Below are 2,997 nucleotides of genomic sequence, written 5' to 3'. Positions count from 1 at the left end.
TCGCGTCTCACAAAACGCCTCTGGCGTTGTAAGGTTAAGCCTCACGGGTCATTAGTACCGGTTAGCTCAACGCATCGCTGCGCTTACACACCCGGCCTATCAACGTCGTCGTCTTCAACGTCCCTTCAGGACCCTCAAGGGGTCAGGGAAAACTCATCTCGGGGCAAGTTTCGTGCTTAGATGCTTTCAGCACTTATCTCTTCCGCACTTAGCTACCGGGCAGTGCCATTGGCATGACAACCCGAACACCAGCGGTGCGTTCACTCCGGTCCTCTCGTACTAGGAGCAACCCCCCTCAGTTTTCCAGCGCCCACGGCAGATAGGGACCGAACTGTCTCACGACGTTCTAAACCCAGCTCGCGTACCACTTTAAACGGCGAACAGCCGTACCCTTGGGACCTACTTCAGCCCCAGGATGTGATGAGCCGACATCGAGGTGCCAAACACCGCCGTCGATATGAACTCTTGGGCGGTATCAGCCTGTTATCCCCGGAGTACCTTTTATCCGTTGAGCGATGGCCCTTCCATTCAGAACCACCGGATCACTATGACCTGCTTTCGCACCTGCTCGAGCCGTCACTCTCGCAGTCAAGCTGGCTTATGCCATTGCACTAACCTCCTGATGTCCGACCAGGATTAGCCAACCTTCGTGCTCCTCCGTTACGCTTTGGGAGGAGACCGCCCCAGTCAAACTACCCACCAGACACTGTCCGCAGCCCGGATAACGGGCCTACGTTAGAACACCAGCCATTAAAGGGTGGTATTTCAAGGACGGCTCCACGCAGACTGGCGTCCACGCTTCAAAGCCTCCCACCTATCCTACACATCAAGGACCAGTGTTCAGTGTCAAGCTGTAGTAAAGGTTCACGGGGTCTTTCCGTCTTGCCGCGGGTACACTGCATCTTCACAGCGATTTCAATTTCACTGAGTCTCGGGTGGAGACAGCCTGGCCATCATTACGCCATTCGTGCAGGTCGGAACTTACCCGACAAGGAATTTCGCTACCTTAGGACCGTTATAGTTACGGCCGCCGTTTACCGGGGCTTCGATCAAGAGCTTCTCCTTACGGATAACCCCATCAATTAACCTTCCGGCACCGGGCAGGCGTCACACCGTATACGTCCACTTTCGTGTTTGCACAGTGCTGTGTTTTTAATAAACAGTTGCAGCCAGCTGGTATCTTCGACTGGCCTCGGCTCCGGGAGCAAGTCCCTTCACCTACGCGCCAGCGTGCCTTCTCCCGAAGTTACGGCACCATTTTGCCTAGTTCCTTCACCCGAGTTCTCTCAAGCGCCTTGGTATTCTCTACCTGACCACCTGTGTCGGTTTGGGGTACGATTTCGTGTTGCCTGGAGCTTAGAGGCTTTTCCTGGAAGCAGGGCATTTGTTGCTTCAGCACCGTAGTGCCTCGTCGTCACGCCTCAGCCTTGACCATCCGGATTTGCCTGGATAGTCAGCCTACACGCTTAAACCGGGACAACCGTCGCCCGGCCAACATAGCCTTCTCCGTCCCCCCTTCGCAGCAACACCAAGTACAGGAATATTAACCTGTTTCCCATCGACTACGCCTTTCGGCCTCGCCTTAGGGGTCGACTCACCCTGCCCCGATTAACGTTGGACAGGAACCCTTGGTCTTCCGGCGAGCGGGCTTTTCACCCGCTTTATCGTTACTTATGTCAGCATTCGCACTTCTGATACCTCCAGCAGCCCTCACAGGCCACCTTCGACGGCTTACAGAACGCTCCCCTACCCAACAGTATCGCTACTGCTGCCGCAGCTTCGGTGCATGGTTTAGCCCCGTTACATCTTCCGCGCAGGCCGACTCGACCAGTGAGCTATTACGCTTTCTTTAAATGATGGCTGCTTCTAAGCCAACATCCTGGCTGTCTGGGCCTTCCCACATCGTTTCCCACTTAACCATGACTTTGGGACCTTAGCTGGCGGTCTGGGTTGTTTCCCTCTTCACGACGGACGTTAGCACCCGCCGTGTGTCTCCCGTGATAACATTCTTCGGTATTCGCAGTTTGCATCGGGTTGGTAAGCCGGGATGGCCCCCTAGCCGAAACAGTGCTCTACCCCCGAAGATGAGTTCACGAGGCGCTACCTAAATAGCTTTCGGGGAGAACCAGCTATCTCCCGGTTTGATTGGCCTTTCACCCCCAGCCACAGGTCATCCGCTAATTTTTCAACATTAGTCGGTTCGGTCCTCCAGTTAGTGTTACCCAACCTTCAACCTGCCCATGGCTAGATCACCGGGTTTCGGGTCTATACCCTGCAACTTAACGCCCAGTTAAGACTCGGTTTCCCTGCGGCTCCCCTATACGGTTAACCTTGCTACAGAATATAAGTCGCTGACCCATTATACAAAAGGTACGCAGTCACCCCATAAAGAGGCTCCCACTGCTTGTACGTACACGGTTTCAGGTTCTGTTTCACTCCCCTCGCCGGGGTTCTTTTCGCCTTTCCCTCACGGTACTGGTTCACTATCGGTCAGTCAGGAGTATTTAGCCTTGGAGGATGGTCCCCCCATATTCAGACAGGATACCACGTGTCCCGCCCTACTCATCGAGCTCACAGCATGTGCACTTTCGTGTACGGGAGTATCACCCTGTACCCTGCGACTTTCCAGACGCTTCCACTAGTGCACAAGCTGATTCAGGCTCTGGGCTGCTCCCCGTTCGCTCGCCGCTACTGGGGGAATCTCGGTTGATTTCTTTTCCTCGGGGTACTTAGATGTTTCAGTTCCCCCGGTTCGCCTCATGCCACTATGTATTCATGACATGATAGTGTGACGAATCACACTGGGTTTCCCCATTCGGACATCGCCGGCTGTAGCGGTTCATATCACCTTGCCGGCGCTTTTCGCAGATTAGCACGTCCTTCATCGCCTCTGACTGCCAGGGCATCCACCGTGTACGCTTAGTCGCTTAACCTCACAACCCACAGGCGTCTTGCGACGTGCGGTTGTGATTATTGAGAGACTCGAACGCCTCGCCT

General features: G+C 54.7%; 1 rRNA gene. It reads right to left on the bottom strand.

The features are described from left to right. Nucleotides 1-30: 30 nt before the first annotated feature. Nucleotides 31-2,933: ribosomal RNA gene (locus EKL29_RS22890) — 23S ribosomal RNA — on the bottom strand. Between the last annotated feature and the right edge of the window lie 64 nt (nucleotides 2,934-2,997).

The sequence above is a fragment of the Pantoea sp. YU22 genome, assembly GCF_003970755.1.
GTDB lineage: Bacteria > Pseudomonadota > Gammaproteobacteria > Enterobacterales > Enterobacteriaceae > Pantoea > Pantoea piersonii.
Note: the sequence above shows the minus strand (reverse complement) of the source record. Positions and strands in the feature narration are given on the sequence as shown.